Genomic DNA, 20,270 nt, shown 5'->3' on the forward strand with positions numbered 1-20,270 from the left:
TGCAACCCGGGTGGGGGGAGGTGGGAATGGTGTGCTGCCGGCGCAGGACGAGAATACTGGGGGAGCGATGGCTGGTATAGACCAAGAGCCGGTGCATCCAAGGGAGTTCGGCGGCGCCCCCTGGTCCGTGGTGCTTCTGGCTGACGGATCCGTAGCGCCCCGTACCTGCTCGTCGGGCGTTTCACCTGGGACGGGATGGGCAGGTGGGGCAGCTGGGGTCGGGTGCGCGAGCAAGCGCCCGGCCCGCTCCCGCCCGTGGTGCCGCGCCGAGCGGCGACGCACCCGGAGGGAGCGCACAGGAACGGATGGGGAGACAACCGTGATACCTCGAGCCCGCACCAGCTCGACCGCTCGAGCCGCGACGCTCGGCGTCGCCTGTGGCGCCCTGGCGATGACGGGCCTGGCCGCCGCCCCGGCCGGCGCCGCACCGACCGGCAGCACCAGGACCGCCCCCGCGAACACCACCGCCCCCGCGAACACCACCGCACCCGCGGACGCGGCCGAGTCGAAGGCAAAGCGTCCGGTCTGGGCCATCGCCCACCGCGTCCTGACCGTCGACGGCGTGAACAAGGCCCTCGACCACGGGGCCAACGCGATGGAGATCGACGCCACCGCCTGGAAGAAGGGCTGGTGGGCCGATCACGACGGGCTCCCCACCAGCGCCGGCGACACCATGGCCGACATGTTCGACCGGATCGCGCAGCAGCGCAGGGCCGGCAAGAACGTCGGGTTCGTCTGGCTGGACATCAAGAACCCCGATCACTGCGACAGCGGCGACACCGCCACGCGCCACTGCTCCGTCGCCGCCCTGCGCGACCTGGCCCGCACCAAGCTGGAGAGCGCCGGAGTGCGCGTCCTGTACGGCTTCTACGGCACCGCGGGCGGGGCCGGCTGGAAGGACGTCAGCCGGGGCCTCAACCACCTCGAAGGCGTGGACATCAGCGGGGATGCCGCGGACGTCGAGAGCCAGTTCGGCGAGCACGGCGGAGCCGTCGCGCACAACCAACGGGTCATGGACAAGGGCCTGTTCGACCTCGGCCTGCCGACCGTGCTGAACAAGGTGACCGACCAGCTGCGCCTCGGCGCGGCCGCACGGGACCGGGGCGACATCGCCCGCGTCTTCGGCTGGACGACCGCCGCGGGCGACGACGAGGCGACCCGCCGTCTCCTGTCGGACACCGGCGGCGACGCCGACGGGCTGATCTACGGCCACCGGGCGTCCTGCTACCCCGACGGCGTCTCCGGCATCCGGGGCTGCGGCAAGGACGACTCGTCCGCGCGGCGGGCCCTCGCGCACATCCAGGCGTTCGTCGGCGATCACGCCGACACCCGCCGCATGGCCACCACGGACGACGTCCCCTTCGGGAGCTGAGCGCCCGGCTCCCGCACCCGGCCGGGCCGCTCCCTCCGCACCTGGTCATCGGCACCCCTCGCGATGGCGTACTGTTGGGTTCACCGACGCGGGGTGGAGCAGCTCGGTAGCTCGCTGGGCTCATAACCCAGAGGTCGCAGGTTCAAATCCTGTCCCCGCTACTGCGACAGCAGGGCCCGGATCCCTCGAGGATCCGGGCCCTGCTGTATGTGCGGTGCTCTCAGGGGTGCATGCGGGACCCCTTCATCACCTTGTCGACCGCGTTGCGCGGCCCGTACACGGCGACCCCGACCAGATCCAGCCGGCCGGCCGGCACGGCCCGTACCGCCGCGCGGTTGTCGGCGTCGTTCCCGGTGGTGAAGAGGTCGGAGGTGAAGACCGCCCGGGGCAGGTCGCGGCCCAGCGCGCGGCCGTGCGCCGCCGTCACCGCCTCCTTCGTGCCCTCGAAGACCATGACCGGCTGGCGGAACATCGGCAGGTACGGGGTGTCGTCGGCGTCGGCGTACGGCTCGCCGATCACCTCGGGGACCCGCGTGCCGAGGCCGCTGACGAGGAACGCGGTGACATTCAGCCGCTGCCAGGTCTCCAGGTCCTCGCGCAGCACCACTGCGATCTTGGTGTCGAAACGTACGGGCGTGCTCTGCGTGGTGTCGGTCGTCATGCGTACCAGGCTGCCGATCGCACCGCCCGCGCGTCTTGTACGTTCTTTGCATGCCGTCACCGCAGGAGGTCTCCGCGTGGCGCCCGCAGGTCCCGGGCGTCGTGGAGGTCTTCCACGCGCACTTCACCGAGCACGCGTACCCGATGCACGTCCACGACGTGTGGACGCTGCTGATCGTCGACGACGGCGCGGTCCGCTACGACCTGAACCGGCGCGAACGCGGCACCCCGCGGGACACCGTCTCGCTGCTGCCGCCGCAGGTGCCGCACAACGGCTCCCCGGCCACCGCGCACGGCTTCCGCAAGCGGGTCCTCTACCTGGACGCGCCGCTGCTCGACGAGAGCCTCATCGGCCCGGCCGTGGACGCCCCCGACATCGCCGACCCGCTGCTGCGCCGCCGCATCGGGCAGCTGCACACGGCCCTCGCCCGGCGCGGCGACGAGCTGGAGGCCGAGAGCAGGCTCGCCCTGGTCGGCGAACGACTCCGCGGCCACCTGCGGCCCCGGCTCTCCGTGCCGGGCCCTCGGCCCGGCGGCGGTGTGGCGCACAGCCTGCGGGAGCTGCTCGACGAGCGGCTGCTGAGCGGCGTCACCCTGGACGAGGCGGCGGAGCAGGTCCACGCGCACCCCAGCCATCTCGTGCGCGCGTTCAGCGCCGCCTTCGGCATCGCCCCGCATCAGTACCTGATGGCCCGCAGGGTCGAACGCGCCCGCCGGCTGCTCCTCGACGGCCGGCCGCCCACGGAGGTGGCGACCGAGGTCGGCTTCTACGACCAGGCACATCTGAGCCGGCACTTCAAGCGGGTCGTGGGGATACCGCCCGGCCGCTACGCCGGTGGCCGCGGTGGCAGGCGTGCCGCGACCCGCCCCGTCGGCCCCACGGGTGACGCGGCCGCCATACGACAAGACGGGTGATGCGCAGTATTCTCGGGATAGGACGGAGCCGACGCCGCAGCGGGCTCCGCCGAGCAACTCCATCTCAAGGCCCGTCGCTTCGAAGAAGCGACGTGAGCCCCTCCGGCCGAGCGGGACGGACACCGTCCGACTCGGCCCGGAACTCCGGCAGCCACATCGGTGCTGCCACCGCCCCGAGTCCTGGTCCGGCCGCGCGACGTCGTCGCCGCGGCCCTGTCCGCATCCCAAGAACCACCTACTGGAGGTGGACGCAGTGACAACGTCTCCCATGTCCCCGTCCATGGAAACGCACCCGGACATCGCCGACATCCGCGCCCGTCACGAGAGTGCCGAGCGTGCGGCGAGCTCGCCGAAAGTGCAGGCCATCGACACGTTGGCCTTCCTCACGGGGCTCTACCTGGCCGCGTCGCCCTGGATCGTCGGCTTCGAAGGCCTGACGCGGCTGACGGTCACCAACCTCATCGTCGGCATCGCGTACGCCCTGCTGATGAGCGGTGGCTTCGGCCGTGCCTACGACCGCACGCACAGCATGGCGTGGGCCGCCTGTGCGCTGGGCGTCTGGACGATCGTCGCGCCCTGGGTCGTGGCGGGTGACGTCAGCACCACGAGGACCGTGGTCAGCAACGTCATCGCCGGTGGCGTCGCTCTGCTGCTCGCCCTGGCCGCCAGCGCGGCGGCCCGCCAGGGTGAGGCCGGCGCGAGCCGGGGCAGCAAGCGGGGCATGTACCGCGCGGGTCCCGGCTGACCGGCCGGAGCGGAACGGGCCCTCGGCGCTGCGGCGCCGGGGGCCCGTCTGCGTGCACGTCGTGCAGGCTGTGCTCACCGGAGCCGGCCCGTCAGGTCACCCGGAGACGCGCTTAGCGCCCAGCAGGACCCGGTACCGCGTACGGCCCGCGAAGTCGGCCAGGCTCCACACGGCCGGGCGGCCGACCTCCGCGCAGAGATGAAGGACCGCGTCGTCGCCCGCCCACACGCCGACGTGCGCGCCGTAGGCGTCGGCGGAGCCGTTGAAGAGCAGGAGGTCGAGCGGCTCGGGCACCGGAACGCGGACGGTGGACTCCGTGTCGTCCCACAGCTCGCTGGACCGCAGGGGCGGGGGCACCAGCCCCTGCGGTCCAGCACCCCGTAGGCGAACAGTTGGCAGTTCGCGCCCGCCGCCAGGCCGGGACGCTCCGTCACGGCGGCAGCACCAGGATGGCGTGCCCCGGCGTACGGGACGGTCCAGAAGTCGGCCGGGAGGCGGTCCAGGAGCGGTTCCATGGCCCCATGGTGGGCCCCGCGATCGGGATGTCGCGCGCAACCGCAGGTCAACCGTGGTCGTCCTCCTCCCCGAGGAGCCGGAGCGATCATCGACGTCGTCCCTGACCGCCGTCCGCGCTTCTGACGGATCCTGACGGAGAGGACGGCCAGGGATGACGGACACCGCGGTGGACGGCGGCCGCGCGGGCGGGGAGCAGGCGGGCGACCGTCGCCGGGGGAGCCGGGGGAGCCGGGGGAGCCGAGGGAGTCGGTGGCGCCGGTGGGGGCGGGGCAGCTGCGCCGTCCTACTCGGGATGCTGTGCGTCCTGCCCGTCGTACGGCTGACGGGGCTCGACGCGGGTACGCCGCTCGCCGTGCCGGTGGTCCTCCTGCCCTACGCCGGGGTGCTCAGCCTGGTCGTCCTCGGCACCGTCGTGGCGGTCCCGGCGCTGCGCTCCATGCGGCGGGGCGCCGTCGCCGCGCTGCTCGCGGCCGTCCATCTGGCGCTGCTGGTACCGCGGTTCGTCCCGGACGACCGGCCGCACATACCGGCGCACGCCCCCGAGCTGCGCGTGGCCACCCTCAACACCCACGTCGGCGCGGCGGACGTGCGGGCGGTGGTCCGGCTGGTGCGGGAGGAGCGGATCGACGTCCTGGCCGTGCAGGAGCTGCCCGCCGCCGGAATCACCGCGCTCGCCGAGGCCGGCCTGGACAAGGCACTGCCGTACCAGGAACTGCACCCGGAGAACGACTCCTCGCTCTACTCACGGCTCCCGCTGACCCACGGCGGCGAGCTGAAGGCCGACACGGCCTGGCCCCAGACCACCGCGCGGGTCACCGTCGGCGGACGCACGGTGCGCCTGGTGGCCGTGCACACCTACTACCCCCTCGGTGACGCCGAGCGGTGGAACCGGGACATGACCGCCCTCACCTCCGCCGCCCGCGCGGCCGGCCCCGACACGGTGTTCCTGGGCGACTTCAACGCCACCGTCGACCACGCGCCCCTGCGCGATCTGCTCGGCGGCGGCCACCTCACCGACACCCACGCGGAACTCGGCCGCGGCTGGGCCCGCACCTGGCCCGCCGGCGGGACGCTGCTGCCGCCACTGGTCCAGCTCGACCACGTCGTGCACGGCTCCGGCCTGGCGGGCGTCTCGGTCGGCGAACGGGCCGTGCCGGGAACGGATCACCGGGCGGTCGTCGCCACGCTCGCCCTACTGCCGGCCCAGGAGCGCACCGGCTGAGCCGCCGCCGGCCGGGGCGACGACACGGCTCGTGGTGCGGCGTGCGCGCTCGGGCCGCCAGGTGGCGACCAGGGCGGCGGCCAGGAGCAGTTCGGCGATGTCACCGCCGTAGTACATGATCTCCGCCCCGCCCTGCACCTGGACGATGGGCGCGTGGACGTGGACCCAGAAGCCGCCGTACATCAGCTGGGAGACCACCGCGTGCCCGGCGATCGCGACCCCGAGACAGAGGAGCCGCGCACGCGCGCTCGGCCGGGCCGGGGCGGGGTCGGGGCCCGCGATGACATGGGCGAAGAGGCAGCCGGCCAGCAGGAAGTGCGCGTGCAGCAGCCAGTGACCCGCCGGCCGGGTCGTGCTCGCGTCGTAGAGCGGCGTGAAGTAGAGCAGGGCGAGGCTGCCCGTGGACAGCGTCAGCGCGACGGCGGGGCGCGTGAGGAAACGGGCGGGCGGACTGTGCAGTACGGCGGTGAGCTGCCGCCCCCGTGCCGCCGGCAGCACGCGCAGCAGGAGGGTGACCGGCGCGCCGAGGACGAGCGCCAACGGCGCGTACATGCCGATGAGCATGTGCTGGACCATATGGCCGCGAAAGTCCTCGTGAGCGAAGGGCGCCACGGGCGGCAGCAGCGCCACGCCGAGCAGCAGGATCCCGGTCAGGAACCACGCCGTACGCCAGGGGCACCAGCCCAGCGCGGGGTTGCGCCGACGGGCCCGGTGGGCGAGGAGCAGATAGCCGACGGCGCCCGCCGAGAGGACCAGCGCGGGCAGCGCCACCGGCAGCACGCCGCCGCCGGTGGCGTGCTCGTGGCCGGGCATCTCGTGGCCGGGCATGGGGTGGTCCACCGGGCTCACCGGCCGTCCCGGTGCCCGGCGGGCGCGTCGGCGTCGACGTAGGTGCCGCCGCGCTGGAGCAGGTAGCCGCCGGCCACCAGCAGGGCGCCGAGGACGAGGAAGCCGATGTCCCACCAGACCTGGCCGTCCCCGGCATAGACGTGGTGGATCCCGAGGATGTGGTGGTCGAGGACGCCCTCGACCAGGTTGAACAGCCCCCAGCCGACGAGCATCCAGCCCCACAGCACCCGCGAGCCCCAGACCCGCAGCCGGCTGCGGGTGACCCGCGAGTACAGCGTCGCGAGGCCGAGCAGGACCGCGAGCCAGCACACGGTGTGGAAGACGCCGTCCCACAGGGTGTTCATCTGCAGCCCGGAGACCGTGTGGGGGTTGTAGTACTTCACGCCGATGTGGTCCTGATTGGTGCTGCTCAGCATGTGGTGCCAGCGCAGCAGCTGATGCAGCAGGATGCCGTCGACAAAGCCGCCCATGCCCACGCCGAGCACGATGCCGGGCAGTCGCAGGCTCCTCGGTGACGAGGTCCGGGCGTGAACCTCACCCGTGGTCGTGGCCATGGTCGTCTCCACTTCTGCACCTGAGTGCGCGGGGGAACACGTTTACGAGCAGGTTCCCTGCCCGCGCCGATCCGCACCCGGCGAGCGCTGCCATCCGGACCCACCGGGGCACCGACCGCTCCGGATCGGCCATCCGCGCGCCGCGCCGGTGGTCCGCCCAGGCTCCCGCCGAGCACCCGGCCCCGCATCCCCGGCATCCAGGGGAACCTCCGCCTGCCCCGCCCCGGACGGGGTACATGACTCCCCGTGAAAGCTCCCCTCCCGACCCCCACGCCCCAGGACGCCCAGCCGTCCCTCAAGAAGGCCCTCACCACACCACTGCTCTACTTCTTCATCCTGGGCGACGTCCTCGGCGCCGGCGTGTACGTCCTGGTGGGCCAGGTCGCCGCCGATGCGGGCGGCGCCGTGTGGGTGCCGCTGCTCGTGGCGCTGTGCCTGGCCCTGCTGACCGCCGCCTCGTACGCGGAACTCGTCACCAAGTACCCGAGGGCGGGCGGCGCGTCGCACTACACGACCCTGGCGTTCGGGCCCTTCGCCGGCTTCCTGGCGGGCTTCTGCATGCTCGCCTCCGGCATCGTGTCCGTCGGCGCCCTGGCCCGCGGCTTCGGCGGCGACTACCTCACCGAGTTCGTCACGCTGCCCGTCGTGCTGGTGGCGATCGTGTTCCTGGGCGGGTTGGCGCTCCTGAACGCGCGGGGCATCAGCGAGTCGACCCGCGCCAACGTCGTGGCCACCGTGATCGAGGTCGGCGGGCTGCTGCTCGTCATCGGGCTCGGCGCCTGGATCGTGCTGCGGGGCGACGGGGACCTGGGGCGGCTGACCAAGCTGGGCACGGCGGACAAGGCGCCCGCGGCGGCCGTCCTGAGCGGAGCCGTCCTCGCCTACTACTCGTTCGTCGGCTTCGAGACCTCCGTGAACGTGGCGGAGGAGACCCGGGACCCGCGCCGCTCCTACCCCCGGGCGCTGTTCGGCGCGCTGATCACGGCGGGTGTCGTGTACGCCCTGGTCGGCATGGCGGCCTCCGCGGCGGTGCCGACCCGCATTCTGACCGAATCCAGTGGGCCGCTCCTGGAGGTGGTCCGCGCGGCCGGTGGCGTCCCGACGGAGCTGTTCAGCGCGATCGCTCTGGTGGCGGTGGCCAACGGCGCCCTGCTCACCGGGATCATGGCCTCCCGGCTCGCCTACGGCATGGCGCGGGACGGTCTGCTGCCGCGCTTTCTGACCCTGGTCCTGCCGGGCCGGCGCACGCCGTGGGCGGCGATCGCGGCGACCACCCTCCTCTCCCTCGTGCTCGCGCTGACCGGCGACGTGGCCACGCTCGCCTCGACGCTCGTCCTGCTCCTGCTGGTGGTCTTCCTCCTCGTCAACGTGTCGGTCCTGGTACTGCGCAAGGACCCGGGGGAGCGGGAGCACTTCCGGGTGCCCACCGTCCTGCCGGTGCTCGGCGCCGCCTCGTGCGTCCTGCTCGCCACGCAGGTCGAAGGCGACGTATGGGTGCGCGGACTGATCGTCCTGGGCGTGGGAGTGGTGCTGGGAGCGGTCGCGGCGTACCGCAGGCGCCGTGCGGAAGCCGTGCCCGAGGCCTGAGGGAGCGGGGCCGGGCCGCAGGGAGCGGGGGCGGGCTGTACGGGGAGGAGTCGGGCTGTACGAGGAGGAGCCGGGCTGTACGGCGAGGAGCCGGGCCGCAAAGAGCGGGCCGGCGCGGTTCGGCGGTCGGTAGCCTCGACGGCATGGTGTTCGACTCCACCCGTTTCGATCTCCGGCCCTACGTCGGCTTCGACATGGCGCGCTACGTGCGGCGCACGTACTGCAGCTGGGAGGCGTTCGGCTGGCGGTCGCTGCTGGTCCAACGGTTCGAACACGTTCCCGTGGCCGACGACATGGAGCTGCCGGGCGCGGCCGACCTGCACCTGGTGCTGCCGGTCGGCGGGCGGGCCGTGATGGAGTCGCGCAGCGGTGGGCGGGCGGTCCGCTCCGCCTGGACCCCGGGGCGGGTGCAGATGGGGATCCCGGACCGGCCCGTCCTGCGCCGCTACCGCGGGGACGGGGGTATGCGGAGCGTGCAGGTCCATGTCCCGCGCGACACGGTCGATGCGGTCGCGGCGCGGCTGGGTGGCGGCCCGGTGGACTTCGAGGCGATGGCGGCGTCCCTGGCCACGGGCGACCCGCTGATCGAGGAGGCCGTCCGCGCGCTCGGCACGTCGGGCGGGGACGACGGCGGTGAGCTGTACGCCGAGTCGGCGGCCGCCTTCCTGGCGACTCACTTGCTGACCCGCCATGCGCGAGGGAGACGGCGAACGGACCCGCGCCCCGCGACGCGGGAGGACGCACGCGTCGGCGCGGCCGTCGCGATGATGCACGACCGCCTGGCCGACCCGCTCACCCTGGCCGAGCTCGCGGGGGAGGCGCACATGAGCGTCTACCACTTCGTCCGGGTCTTCAAGGCGGCGACCGGAGTGACCCCGTACAGGTTCCTCACCCGGCTGCGCGTCGAGGAGGCGCAACGGTTGCTGCGCGGCACCGACTTGGCGATCGCCCAGATCGCGCCGCGGGTCGGCTTCGCGGGACCGGGCGCTCTGTCGGCCGCCTTCCTCCGGCAGACCGGAGCGCGCCCCTCCGCGTACCGCAATCTCTGACCGGGGCACCGCAATTCCACGCATGGGATCGGTGGCGGTCCGTCCCTAGGGTTGCCTCATGATCAACCCCTGACCGGCCCGGCCCCGTCCGTTCGGTCAGGCCGGACATCGTGAGGAGTCCCGGAATGCAGTCGTACGACGTCACGGCCGACTCGACGGCCCCGCCCGCGGCCGTGTGGTCGCTGCTTCTCGACCCGCTGAGCTGGCCCAGGTGGTCGCGCATCGACGCGCTGGAGGCGGCGGAGTCCCGCGACCTGTCACCCGACGGACGCGACGGCGTCGGAGCGACCCGGGCCTTCCGCACCGGAAAGGTCGTGACCAAGGAGCGGATCACCGGCCTGGAGCCCGTCCACCGGTTCCGCTACGAGGGCGTGCAGATCGCGCAGATGTCGCAGTACCAGGCCACCATCGAGCTGCACGAGCTGCCGGGCGGCGGAACCAGGATCCACTGGCACGGCACCTACGTGGGCCGCCGGGGGACGCGCCGGCTCTTCCAGTGGTACCTCCGCCGCTTCATGCGGGCGATGGCGGTCGGGCTCGCCGAGTACGCCGGCCGCGCGCGCGAGATCGATGAGGCGGTACGGGAGTGAAGCCGGGGGTCCAGGGCACTCGCGTGGAAGGGAAGTGGTGATCCACCACTTCAACGGTTCACGAGGAAGGGTGTCATTCGTGTCGCAGGTCGAAGAGTCCATCGAAGTCGCTGTGCCGGTGCGTACGGCATACGACCAGTGGACCCAGTTCGAGACGTTCCCCGAGTTCATGGACGGTGTGCAGCGGATCGAGCGGCGCACCGACACGCTCACCCACTGGGTGACGAAGATCGACGGTGTGGAGCGGGAGTTCGACGCCGAGATCACCGAGCAGATCCCCGACGAGCGGGTCGCGTGGACCACGGTGGACGGGCAGGCCAAGCAGGCCGGCGTCGTCACCTTCCACCGCCTGGACGACGAGCGCACCAAGGTCATGCTGCAGCTCCACTACGAGCCCGAGGGCATGGCCGAGAAGGCCGGCGACAAGCTCGGCTTCGTCAAGCGGCAGGTCACCGGGGACCTGGGCCGGTTCAAGGAGTTCATCGAGCGGCGTGACGGAGTGGAGACCGGCGCCTGGCGCGGCCAGGTCTGACCCCTCGTACATCCATCACCCGACAGCCCGAAGGCCCGGACCCACGAGGTCCGGGCCTTCGCGCATGCGGGCGGCACGCTGGAGGCGACCGGCCGGCCGTGGTCGCGGGCCGCCCCCGCCGTCGTCGCGAGGACCCCTGGATGCGAGGATCCGGCGGGTGAACAGTGATCTCACCGTGCTCGACAACCCCGTCGCCGAGTCGTTGCTCGCGGCGCACGCGCATCTGGCCCGGCGGACCGGGCGGGCGGCGACGTACCTGCCGGGCGTCGCGACCTTCTGCGCCCTGCCGACCGAGCCGGGCCCGGCGGACTGGGCGGACCTGGCGCGGCTGCTCGGCCCCGGCGGATTCGCCGACATGTTCAGCAACACGGCGCTGCCGCCCGCGGACTGGGAGCCCGTCTTCGAACTCGAAGGACGCCAGATGCTGTGGGGCGGCGGACACCCGACCGGGGAGCCGCGCCCGGCCGACGGCGTCTGTCTGGTGGAGCTCGGCCCGGACGACGTGCCCGAGATGCTCGACCTGGTCGAGCGGGCAGCACCGGGCCCGTTCGGGGCGCGCACCTGCGAGCTCGGCACCTACCTCGGGATCCGCGCGCGGGGAACGCTGGTGGCGATGGCGGGCGAACGGCTCCGGCCGCCGGGCTGGACCGAGATCAGCGCCGTGTGCACGGCCCCCGAGGCGCGCGGCCAGGGCCACGCCGCCCGGCTGGTGAGCGCGCTGGTCGCGCGGATCCTGTCCGGAGGCGAGCAGCCGTTCCTGCACGTGGCCGAGGCGAACGCCGGCGCCATCGCCCTCTACGAACGCCTCGGCTTCAAGACCCGCGCCGCGGTGACCTTCCGCGGCTTCCGCACCCCGTGAGGCGCCCCTGACGCGAGTGCCTCAGGCCAGCGCGGGCTGGGGCTCCGGCTGCTGGGGCGGTGCGGCCTTCGGCTCCCACTGCCTGGTGGTGCGTACGTAGCCGTAGATCACCGAGGCCATCGCCAGGACGAGGAGCGGACCCGCCAGCCAGGCGTGCTCGGCCATCTGCACCGGCAGACAGCGGTACGACACCAGGAGCGCGGCGAAGACCGTCGTGCCATAGGTGACGAACCGGGTGGCCGACCGGTCCCAGCCGCGGTCGAGGGCGCGCAGGGCCCCCTCGATCGTGAGCGCGAACACCACGCCGGCCAGCAGGTCCACGCCGTAGTGGTAGCCGAAGCCGAGCGTCGCGCCGAGCGTGCAAACCAGCCAGAACGTCCCGGCGTAGCGCAGCAGGCGGGGGCCCTTGCGGGAGTGGATGAAGATCGCGGTGGCCCATGCCGTGTGCAGGCTGGGCACGCAGTTGCGCGGGGTGATCCCGTCGTACGGCACCGGGTGCGGGATGCCGAGCGCCGGGGGCGTGTGCGGCCACAGGTCGGCCACCGCCCATTCGACGCCGCCGGTCCCGGAGGTGCCCGGGCCGTACGCGAAGATCGGCCCGACCACCGGGAATATCATGTAGATGCCCGGCCCGATGAGGCCGATCACCAGGAACGTGCGCACCAGGTGGTGGCTCGGGAAGCGGCGTTCGGTCGCCACGTTGCGCAGCTGGTAGAGCGCGACGACGATCGCGGCGACCGCGAGCTGGGCGTAGACCAGGTCGAGGACGTAGGTGCCGATCGGCTCGGTGGTCTCCAGGAGCCGGCCCGCCAGCCATGACGGGTTGCCGAGCGCGTGGTCGGCGGTCGCCACGTAGGGGTCGAGCACGTTCGGGTGGGCCTTCGCGGTGATGAGCAGCCAGCTGTCACCGGTCTTGCGCCCGGTCACCAGCAGCAGGCCGAGACCGACGCCCTTGAGGAGCAGGACGCGCTCCTGGCCGGTGCGACGGGTGAGGGCGATGATCCCGCAGCCGAGGATCACCCACAGCGCGCCGTTGCCGAAGAGGCGATCGGAGGGGGTGTGCAGGCCCGCCGCCCAGCGCACCAGCGCGAACATCAGGTCGATCCCGACGGCGGCGCCCACCGCGATGAACCGCTCCCGCCAGGTGAGGACCACCATCGTCAGCGCCATGCCGCCGTACAGCGGCCCCGGCTTGGGCGGGAAGATGATCTCGCGCGCCTGATCGGTGATCGGCCCCGGGCTGCCGTAATGACGCGCGGCGATCTCCAGCGCGACGAGGAACCCGAGGGCCACGACACCGGCCGCGGTCCAAAGGGCGACCCGTGGTCTGCGGTCCGGGGTGAGGTGCGTCGTGTGGCTTATTCGGGAGGAAAACACGGACCGATCATGCCATCGGGGTGATGAGTCGAGTGCGGCGGTGGGCTCGGAGGCCCGACGCCGGTGGAGGGTGCGGGCCGACAGTCGGGCCGTCGGCGGGCGGGGCGGACCGGCCGTCACCCGTAGAGCGAGCGGGCTCCCGGGGTGTCGCCGGTGAAGCGTTGGCCTGCGGCGATCTCCTCCCCGATCACCGACCAGGTCGTCTCGTCGTCCCGGAAGGGGAGCGGATCGACGGCGTGCGTCGCGTCGCGGATGGCCTCGACCTCGCGCTCCAGGCACTCGAAGTCGGCCTCCTCGTCGCCGTCGTCGCCGCTGAAGGTGAACTCCTCCAGGAGGCGCTGGAGCCGGGCCGTGAGCCGGATCAGGGAGGAGACGTCCGTGTGGAGCTCCTCGGCGGTTCCCTCGTCGGCGTCGAAGGCGTACACCGTGCCCGAAGCGGGGTCGAGGGCGACATGGGCGTTGAACAGCCAGCCGATGACGGGCCACCCGCCCGCGTCCGGCGAGACGTCCTCGTGGTCCTCGGCGTGGACGACATCCCGCACGAGGGGGAGCCCGCCCGCGTCCTCGTCCGGCTTCCGCAGGTGGAACGTCCCGGTGGGGACGCCGACGGTCTGCAGGAGGCGGGCGCCTTCGGTGTCCGCGGCGGAGGGCGGGAAGGCGGTGGCGGGCAGCGTCGCGAGACGGTCCTCGCCGAAGATCTCGGCGAGGCCGCCGCGGGTGACGTCGAAAAGCACGGGCCGGAACTCCGAACTGCGCGGCGCCGCCGGGCGCCGGGAAACTCTGGCTGGACGGAAGCGGTCACAGCGACAGCGGTGCGGATCGGGGCGCTTCCGGCGACCGGCGCTCGCGCGCCGCCGCCGCCCCGACGCAGGCTCTCACGTGCCTCTGGAGCCCGGCCCTCCGGGTCGGATCAGCACGCACCGACCCGCAGCGAGCTGATGTTGTCGTTCCGGTGGTACTGGGAGGTGTCGCCCCGCCAGTTCCCCACCGGCCACGTGGCACCGTCCCGGTTGATGTTCAGCCAGGTGCAGAACGTCTTGCCGGTCCTGTTCCACACCGAAGAGATCTGGTCGTTCAGATCGAAGTCACGAAGGTCGTCGGAGCCCAGCTGGAACCGTGCCATCCGGCCCCAGCCTCCGGCGTCCTCCCAGGCGCAGAACCAGCCGACCGGGCAGTCCTGGTAAGCGGTGATCGACACATCCGTCGCCGCCGGAGCCGTGGACGCCTGGGCGGCGGGAACAGCTACGAGTACTCCGGCCGCGGCGAGTCCCACCGCGGAACAGAGTCGTGTGAACCGTTGCATGAGGGAAGTGCCCTCCTTCGATTCATGTGCGTGAGATGCCGGGGAAGTCCGGCCGTCGCCCGCTGCGCGCAGGAAAGCGCGGCGTGCTCAGGTGCATTGTCGCGGTGACTCCCACGGGGCGCCCTGGGCGCGTGTGACTCTGGCCGAAAAGCCGTCCTCGCCCGTACGGCCCGCCAGGGCGATGCCGGTACGGGACGCGACGTTCAACTTCCTCATGATGCGCGCCACATGGTGCTCGACGGTCCGGGTCGACAGCACCAGGCTCTCCGCGATCTCCCGGTTCGCCCGCCCCTGGACGACGAGTTCGGCCACTTCCCGCTCGCGGGGCGAGAGCTGGTCGCCGTATCCGAGGCGGCCGCGGCGGTGGGTGGTGACGATGTCGTGGCGGCGCAGCAACCGCTGACAGCGGGCGACGTCCCAGCGCGCGCCCAGTTCGCGGTAGGCCTCGACGACGTCCTGGATGACGCCGGCCGCGGACACGACGTCACCCGCCGCGCCGGGCAGATCCAGCAGGCAGCGCCCACGAGCCTCCGCCGCCCGCGCGGCGTCGAAGGGCCGGCCGAGCCCGCGCCACCGCACCTCCGCGTCCTCCCACAGGCCGACCGCCTCGTCCGTACGCCCGTCGGCCTCGGCGAGCAGCGCCCGGCACATGGTCAGCGCGGCACGGGCGGCGGGCGCGTCGAGACGCCCGGTCGCCGCGGCGAACTCGGCGACCAGCCGACGGGCCCGCCCGCCCTGCCCGCTGCCGCACAGGGCCTCCACCGCGGTGGGCGCCACCTCGCCCGCCCACACCCAGCCGCCGGTGCGCTCCAGGCGGTGCAGGGCCTCCTCCACCGCCTCGCACGCCTGGCCGGGCCGCCCCGCCTCCAGGTGGACACGGGCGGTGGCGGCGGCAGCGGCGGTGAGGATGACGCCGGTGTCGTAGCGCGTGGTGCCGGCCGCCTCCGCCAGGTCGCGGCGGGCCCGCGGGACGTCGCCGAGGACGTGCAGCGCGGTCAGCCCGCGGACCAGCATGGCCTCGGCGGTCAGGTCGGGTATCTCCGCGTAGAGCCGGGTGGTGCGGTCGGCCGCGTCGTGCAGCCCGTCCCACCGGCCCTCGTGCCAGCCGAGCACCAACTGGGCGGTCCGCGTGAGCCCTTCCAGGTACGGGCTGCTGGTCTCGGCGAGGCCGTGGGCGGCCCGCGCGAGGAAGTCGCGGGCCCGCGCGTCGTAGCCGAGCGCGGTGGCCGCGTGCGCGAGGTTGGTCCAGCCGCGGGCGTGGTGCGCGGCTTCCATGGCGGTCGCGGCCGGACCGCGCAGCGCCTCGGCGGCCGTCCAGGCGCGGGGATCGCCGAGCAGCATCAGCGCGGTCGCGCGGTTCGCGGCGATGGCGGCGCGGGCACCCGGCTCCGTGACCTGGCCGTCGAGCGCCTCGCACCGGCCGAGCCAGTGCAGATGACGGTCCACCGGCCAGCCCTTGATGGACGGAATGGCGGCGACCGCCATGGCGCGTGCGGCGGTCTGCGGGTCCGTGAGCTCCAGGTCGGGTATGGCACGGGCCACCTCGTTCAGGCTGTCCAGCGCCCCTCCGCTCTGGTTGCGGAGCACGACGCTCAGGTGCAGCCGGATCTCGCCGCGCAGCCGCGGCGGCGGGGCGTCCTCGTCGAGTACGCGCCGTACGGCGGCGACCACGCGTCCGTCGGCGCGGGCGAGTTGGGCCGTGCGCGCGAGTTTCGCCGCGGTACGGATACGGCCTGCGGCCCGCGGGTCCTCGTCGACGGCGCGGGTGTAGAGGCTGGTCGCGGTGGAGTAGTCGCCGGCCGTGGCCGCCCGGTCGGCCGCCGCGACGAGACAGCGCACCCCCTCGCGCACGCGTCCGGCCGCCCGGTACAGGCGGGCGAGGTCGACCAGCGGCAGAGGACCGTCACCGCCACGGTGCAGGGCCCGCGCGGCGCGCAGACTCAACCGGGCCAGCCGGGGCCCCGGCATGCGCGCCAGCGCGGCGCGGCGGTCCAGCGGATGGCGGAAATCGGGGTGGCGACCGTCGGCCCGCAGCACGGCTCGCCGCACGCACATGTCCACGGCCGCCTCGGCGCGGTCGGCGCCGACCTGGCCCACGTCGGCGAGCACGGAGACCGGCACCGGGCGACCGAGCACCGCCGCGGCCTCGACGATGCGCAGGGCGTCCTCGTCGAGGCGGGCGTACCGCAGGGCGAAGTCCCGCCGGAGCGGGGGTGGAACGCCGACGGACCGCACGGCCGCGAGTACGGACTCAGCGGCTGGAAGCGTGTTGTCGCCGACGGGGGCCGGCGCTGTCTCCGTACCGTCGGTGAGGTCGTCGGCGGCTGCCGCATCGTGCGCTCGGTAGGCGTCGGCCCTGGCGGTCCCTTCGTACGCCGTGTCGCTCTCCCGTCGGCCGTTTCCCCTTATGGTCATCGATGGACCGGCGCTCCCGATGTCCCGCACGTTCCGGCTGTCGACCGCGATCAAGGGCGCTCGTCGGCCTCCCTGTGCTGGAGCACGCAGCAGCTCCCCGGCGGCCCGCAACAGGACCTCGGCCACTTCCGGGAGTCCGCCGGTCCATGCGTGCACCAGGACGACCAGATCGTGCAACTCCTCGACATGATGCGGCCGGTGGGCGTGCAGCCACCGGCGTACGAACTCCTCCGTCTCCTCACACGTCCAGGGCCGGACGGAGATCTCCGCCACCGGGGTCCGCACCGCCAGGCCGGCCCCGAAGAGCGGCAGCCCCGGCGCGGCGTCCTCGGTGACGACCAGCCGCAGCTGGGGCGGCATCGCGCCGATGAGGTGGTGGAGCAGGGCGAGGGTGGCGGGGTCGGCGTGGTGGACGTCCTCCACGACCAGGACGCAGTCCCCCAGCGAGGCCAGCAGCGCCTCGACGGCACGCGGCACCAACGCACGCCATGACGCCGGGTCGGCCGCCACTGCGGGCGGTTCCGGCAACCGCTCGGCCAACTCGGGTACGAGGAGTCCCACGACCCCGGCGACGTGGGGAAGGGACCACGCCGGACCGCCGGGACGGCACGGCAGCCCGGCGAGGGCGTCGGCGATGGGGGCGAGCGCGAACGCGGAGGTGCCGATCCCTCTCTCCATGCCGGCGGCGGGGTGGGCGGCGGCGCTGTCCCGCCCCGCGACCGGGCCGGCGACCGGGCCGGCGTCGAGGCTGTCCCACCCCGCCCCCGTCAACTCCGGGCACGCCCCGCGCAACTGCGTCCACCCCGCGAACTCCGGCTCATCCAGGACCTCGTCCACCAGGCGGGACACGCCCGTCCCGCACTCCCCTCGCACCACCGCGACCACGGGGCCCGCGCGCAGTGCTTCCCGCAGGCGCCGGGTCTCCTCGGCCCGGCCGACGGAACCGCCTCCCTCATCGGCCGCCGCCTCCACGTCCCACGCGGAGTCGGAGGAACGGTCCGCATCGAAGAAACGTCGGGTCACGGGTCCGCCTCTCGCCTGCCGGCGCCCCCGGGGGATCCGCCCTCGGCGAGGAGCCGGCCTCTCGCCGGTGCACGGCGTTCGTTGAACGGTGGTCTACCCGGCGGTGAGGCGCCCTCGCAATAGGGGTCCACCACCTACGGAATGACGACGCCCGCCGTCAGACCGGTAGTCAGGGCGTCCCGGGGGCCGGAACCGCGAGAGGCGCGGGCCGGTGCGTCGGCCCGCATCCCACTCATTGGGTAGCGCTACGGATTGCTGTGCCGCCTCCGTGAGGCCGAAGCTCTGCCCGTCCGACGACGCCACCTCGTACGTCTCGGCCCCCTGCACCACTCGTAACTCCTGCACCACTCGTAACCCCTGAACCACTAACAACCCCCGCACCACTCATCCCCGCGTCCCATCCGCAGACATCGCCCTGTCATGTGCATGGCTTGACATGGCCGGGCGTGGCTCGACCTCCGCAACCCGAACCCCACCGTGCGGAGCCCCCGTATCCGAGGAGACCCCATGAAATTCGACGCTCGCGTCGTCCGGCGCGTGCTCGCCGTCGGCGCAAGTACCGCCCTGCTCGCGGGAGTTGCCGCGACCTCCGGTGCCGCTGCCGCTCCCGTGCCACCGGGCGGCGGCGAGGGCCGCATCGTCGGGGCGGACCGTCCCGGCGCCGTCGACGGCTCGTACATCGTCACCTTCAAGAACTCCGTCGCCCGCGCCGACATCCCCGCCTCGGCGAAGGCCCTGGCCAAGGAGCACGCGGGGAGCCTGCGTTACACATACACGGCCGCCCTGCGCGGCTTCGCCGTGCGGATGTCGGAGGGGGAGGCCAAGGAGCTGGCCGCCGACCCGGCGGTGGCCCGCGTGGAGGCCGACGCCGTCGCCCACGCGGTCGACACGCAGACCAACCCGCCCTCCTGGGGCCTGGACCGCGTCGACCAGCGCGACCTGCCGGTCGACAAGAGCTACACGTACGACACGACGGCCTCCGGCGTGAACGCGTACATCGTCGACACCGGCATCCGCATGAGCCACCGCGACTTCGGCGGCCGCGCGGTGAGCGGTTACGACTTCATCGACGACGACTCCAACGCCTCCGACTGTCAGGGCCACGGCACCCACGTCGCCGGGACCGTCGGCGGCGGCGCGTACGGCGTCGCCAAGGGCGTCAAGCTGATCGGCGTGCGCGTGCTGAACTGCCAGGGCACCTCGGGCGACACCTGGGCCCCGGTCCTCGCCGGCATCGACTGGGTCACCAAGAACGCCGTCAAGCCGGCCGTGGCCAACATGAGCATCGGCGGCGGCAAGACCCAGTCCGTCAACGACGCCGTGGCCACCTCCATATCCTCCGGGGTGACGTGGGTCGTGGCGGCCGGGAACAACAACGCCGACTCGTGCTCGTACTCCCCGTCCTCCACCCCGTCGGCCATCACGGTCGGCGCCACCAACAGCCGGGACGCCCGCGCCACCGGCTGGTCCAACGGTCAGGGCTCCAACTACGGCTCCTGCCTGGACATCTTCGCCCCGGGCGACAGCATCGTGTCCTCCTCCAACTCCGGTGACAGCGCCTCGCAGACGATGAGCGGCACCTCCATGGCCTCCCCGCACGTCGCGGGCGCCGCCGCCCTGCTGCTCGCCGCCCACCCGACGTGGACCCCGGCCCAGGTCCGCGAGCAGCTGGTCACCGACGCCACCTCCGGAAAGGTGACCGACCCGCGCACCGGCTCCCCGAACAAGCTCCTGCACACGGGCGGCGACAGCACCCCGCCCACCGGCAAGAAGTTCGAGAACACCGACGACTACCCGATCCGCGACAACGCCACCGTCGAATCGCCGCTGCCCGTCACCGGTGTCACCGGCAGGGCCCCCGCCGACCTGTCCGTGACCGTGGACATCCGGCACACCTACCGCGGCGACCTGAAGGTCGAGCTCGTCGCGCCCGACGGAACCGCCTACCTCCTGAAGAACTACGACAGCGACGACAGCGCCGACGACGTCCGGGCCACCTACCGCGTCGACGCCTCCAGTGAGACCGCCGACGGCACGTGGAAGCTGCGGGTGACCGACAACTGGACGAATGACACCGGGACGATCGGGGCCTGGGCGCTGCAGTTCTGAGAGTCCAGAGCCGTTCTGGGAGTTCGGAGAGAGCTCGCCCCGTGGGGCGTCGACCGTGCACGTGCCGGTCGGCGTCCCGTCGGCGTGTTCAGCGCCTCGGCGGCAGCCGGTGCAGGGTCACCTCGTGCAGCGCCGCGTCCGCGACCGTCAACGTGAGGAACGTGCAGTACGGCTGGCGCCTGCGGTCCGTGGGGGAGCCCGGGTTGAGGAGCCGAAGGCCGCCGGGCGCCTCCGTGTCCCAGGGGATGTGACTGTGCCCGAACACGAGGACGTCGAGGTCGGGGAAGCGCTCGGCACACCGGCGTTCGCGCCCGGTGGCCGCCCCCGTCTCGTGCACGACACCGAACCGCACCCCGGCGAGCTCGGCCCGCTCGACCTCGGCGAGCCGACGGCGCAACGGCGGCCCGTCGTTGTTCCCGTACACCGCGATCAGCCGGCGCGACCTGGACTCGAACAGATCGAGCGTGGGCTCGTCGATCCAGTCACCGGCGTGGATCACCACGTCGGCCCGGTCGATCTCCGCGAGCAGGGCGTCGGGCAGACGCTTCGCCCGCGCCGGCACATGGGTGTCGGAGGTCAGCAGAAGCCGCATG

At 73.2% G+C, this 20,270-nt stretch carries 19 protein-coding genes and 1 tRNA gene; 11 read left to right on the plus strand and 9 right to left on the minus strand.

Translation table 11 applies throughout. The features are described from left to right. The first annotated feature begins 319 nt into the window (after positions 1-319). Positions 320-1,372 carry a PI-PLC domain-containing protein gene (locus ACZ6CV_RS23980; protein ID WP_469252775.1) on the plus strand — a complete coding sequence of 351 codons (1,053 nt, stop codon included), beginning with the start codon at positions 320-322 and terminating at the stop codon, positions 1,370-1,372. 87 nt (positions 1,373-1,459) lie between these two features. Further along, positions 1,460-1,533: transfer RNA gene (locus ACZ6CV_RS23985), tRNA-Met, on the plus strand. 59 nt (positions 1,534-1,592) lie between these two features. Here ACZ6CV_RS23985 and ACZ6CV_RS23990 read toward each other — a convergent pair. Next, complete coding sequence (locus ACZ6CV_RS23990) at positions 1,593-2,033, minus strand: DUF2000 family protein (protein WP_469252776.1); 441 nt, start codon at positions 2,031-2,033, stop codon at positions 1,593-1,595. 50 nt (positions 2,034-2,083) lie between these two features. Between ACZ6CV_RS23990 and ACZ6CV_RS23995 the strand changes: the two genes are divergently transcribed. Both ACZ6CV_RS23995 and ACZ6CV_RS24000 read left to right on the plus strand, forming a co-directional pair. Further along, positions 2,084-2,947: a helix-turn-helix transcriptional regulator gene (locus ACZ6CV_RS23995; RefSeq protein WP_469252777.1), complete on the plus strand. Its 864-nt coding sequence runs from the start codon at positions 2,084-2,086 to the stop codon at positions 2,945-2,947. Between the two features lie 280 nt (positions 2,948-3,227). Next, a complete protein-coding gene (locus ACZ6CV_RS24000) occupies positions 3,228-3,692 on the plus strand; it encodes an SPW repeat protein (protein WP_355809756.1) in 465 nt (154 codons plus the stop codon). Between the two features lie 96 nt (positions 3,693-3,788). Here the strand turns inward: ACZ6CV_RS24000 and ACZ6CV_RS24005 are convergent, their stop codons facing one another. After that, positions 3,789-4,049, minus strand: coding sequence for a hydrolase (locus ACZ6CV_RS24005; protein ID WP_469252778.1), 261 nt, complete (start codon positions 4,047-4,049; stop codon positions 3,789-3,791). Between the two features lie 310 nt (positions 4,050-4,359). Between ACZ6CV_RS24005 and ACZ6CV_RS24010 the strand changes: the two genes are divergently transcribed. Beyond that, a complete protein-coding gene (locus tag ACZ6CV_RS24010) occupies positions 4,360-5,430 on the plus strand; it encodes an endonuclease/exonuclease/phosphatase family protein (protein WP_469252779.1) in 1,071 nt (356 codons plus the stop codon). Here the strand turns inward: ACZ6CV_RS24010 and ACZ6CV_RS24015 are convergent. Further along, positions 5,401-6,258 (minus strand): cytochrome c oxidase assembly protein, encoded by an 858-nt coding sequence (locus tag ACZ6CV_RS24015; protein ID WP_469252780.1) that lies wholly within the window; start codon positions 6,256-6,258, stop codon positions 5,401-5,403. The two genes, ACZ6CV_RS24010 and ACZ6CV_RS24015, sit on opposite strands and share 30 nt — an antisense overlap. Positions 6,259-6,275: 17 nt before the next feature. Beyond that, positions 6,276-6,833, minus strand: a complete 558-nt coding sequence (locus tag ACZ6CV_RS24020; RefSeq protein WP_469252781.1) for a DUF2243 domain-containing protein — start codon at positions 6,831-6,833, stop codon at positions 6,276-6,278. A gap of 246 nt (positions 6,834-7,079) precedes the next feature. Here ACZ6CV_RS24020 and ACZ6CV_RS24025 point away from each other — a divergent pair, with 246 nt between their 5' ends. From ACZ6CV_RS24025 to ACZ6CV_RS24045, 5 genes are all read left to right on the plus strand, one after another. Then, positions 7,080-8,420 (plus strand): APC family permease, encoded by a 1,341-nt coding sequence (locus ACZ6CV_RS24025; protein ID WP_469252782.1) that lies wholly within the window; start codon positions 7,080-7,082, stop codon positions 8,418-8,420. A gap of 143 nt (positions 8,421-8,563) precedes the next feature. Then, a complete protein-coding gene (locus ACZ6CV_RS24030; RefSeq protein WP_469252783.1) occupies positions 8,564-9,469 on the plus strand; it encodes a helix-turn-helix domain-containing protein in 906 nt (301 codons plus the stop codon). A gap of 125 nt (positions 9,470-9,594) precedes the next feature. Further along, entirely contained in the window at positions 9,595-10,059 is a 465-nt protein-coding gene (locus ACZ6CV_RS24035; RefSeq protein ID WP_469252784.1) for an SRPBCC family protein, read from the plus strand. A 79-nt stretch (positions 10,060-10,138) separates the two neighbouring features. Further along, complete coding sequence (locus tag ACZ6CV_RS24040; protein WP_469252785.1) at positions 10,139-10,591, plus strand: SRPBCC family protein; 453 nt, start codon at positions 10,139-10,141, stop codon at positions 10,589-10,591. Positions 10,592-10,748: 157 nt separating this feature from the next. Further along, a complete protein-coding gene (locus ACZ6CV_RS24045; protein ID WP_469252786.1) occupies positions 10,749-11,450 on the plus strand; it encodes a GNAT family N-acetyltransferase in 702 nt (233 codons plus the stop codon). A gap of 21 nt (positions 11,451-11,471) precedes the next feature. Here ACZ6CV_RS24045 and ACZ6CV_RS24050 read toward each other — a convergent pair whose 3' ends face one another. The 4 genes from ACZ6CV_RS24050 to ACZ6CV_RS24065 form a co-directional block, all read right to left on the minus strand. Beyond that, positions 11,472-12,743, minus strand: coding sequence for a phosphatase PAP2 family protein (locus tag ACZ6CV_RS24050; protein WP_469252787.1), 1,272 nt, complete (start codon positions 12,741-12,743; stop codon positions 11,472-11,474). A gap of 200 nt (positions 12,744-12,943) precedes the next feature. After that, positions 12,944-13,561: an SUKH-4 family immunity protein gene (locus ACZ6CV_RS24055; RefSeq protein ID WP_469252788.1), complete on the minus strand. Its 618-nt coding sequence runs from the start codon at positions 13,559-13,561 to the stop codon at positions 12,944-12,946. 176 nt (positions 13,562-13,737) lie between these two features. Then, positions 13,738-14,130 (minus strand): peptidase inhibitor family I36 protein, encoded by a 393-nt coding sequence (locus ACZ6CV_RS24060; RefSeq protein WP_469252789.1) that lies wholly within the window; start codon positions 14,128-14,130, stop codon positions 13,738-13,740. Between the two features lie 87 nt (positions 14,131-14,217). Further along, positions 14,218-17,568, minus strand: a complete 3,351-nt coding sequence (locus ACZ6CV_RS24065) for a helix-turn-helix transcriptional regulator (RefSeq protein ID WP_469252790.1) — start codon at positions 17,566-17,568, stop codon at positions 14,218-14,220. Positions 17,569-18,075: 507 nt separating this feature from the next. On the opposite strand from ACZ6CV_RS24065, the gene ACZ6CV_RS24070 reads away from it, so the two are divergent. Further along, on the plus strand, positions 18,076-19,677 hold the full coding sequence (locus ACZ6CV_RS24070; RefSeq protein ID WP_469252791.1) for a S8 family peptidase: 1,602 nt from the start codon (positions 18,076-18,078) through the stop codon (positions 19,675-19,677). 88 nt (positions 19,678-19,765) lie between these two features. Here ACZ6CV_RS24070 and ACZ6CV_RS24075 read toward each other — a convergent pair whose 3' ends face one another. Then, a complete protein-coding gene (locus tag ACZ6CV_RS24075; protein ID WP_362373665.1) occupies positions 19,766-20,269 on the minus strand; it encodes a metallophosphoesterase family protein in 504 nt (167 codons plus the stop codon). Position 20,270 lies beyond the last annotated feature (1 nt).

This window comes from Streptomyces sp. NPDC041713 (assembly GCF_055591085.1).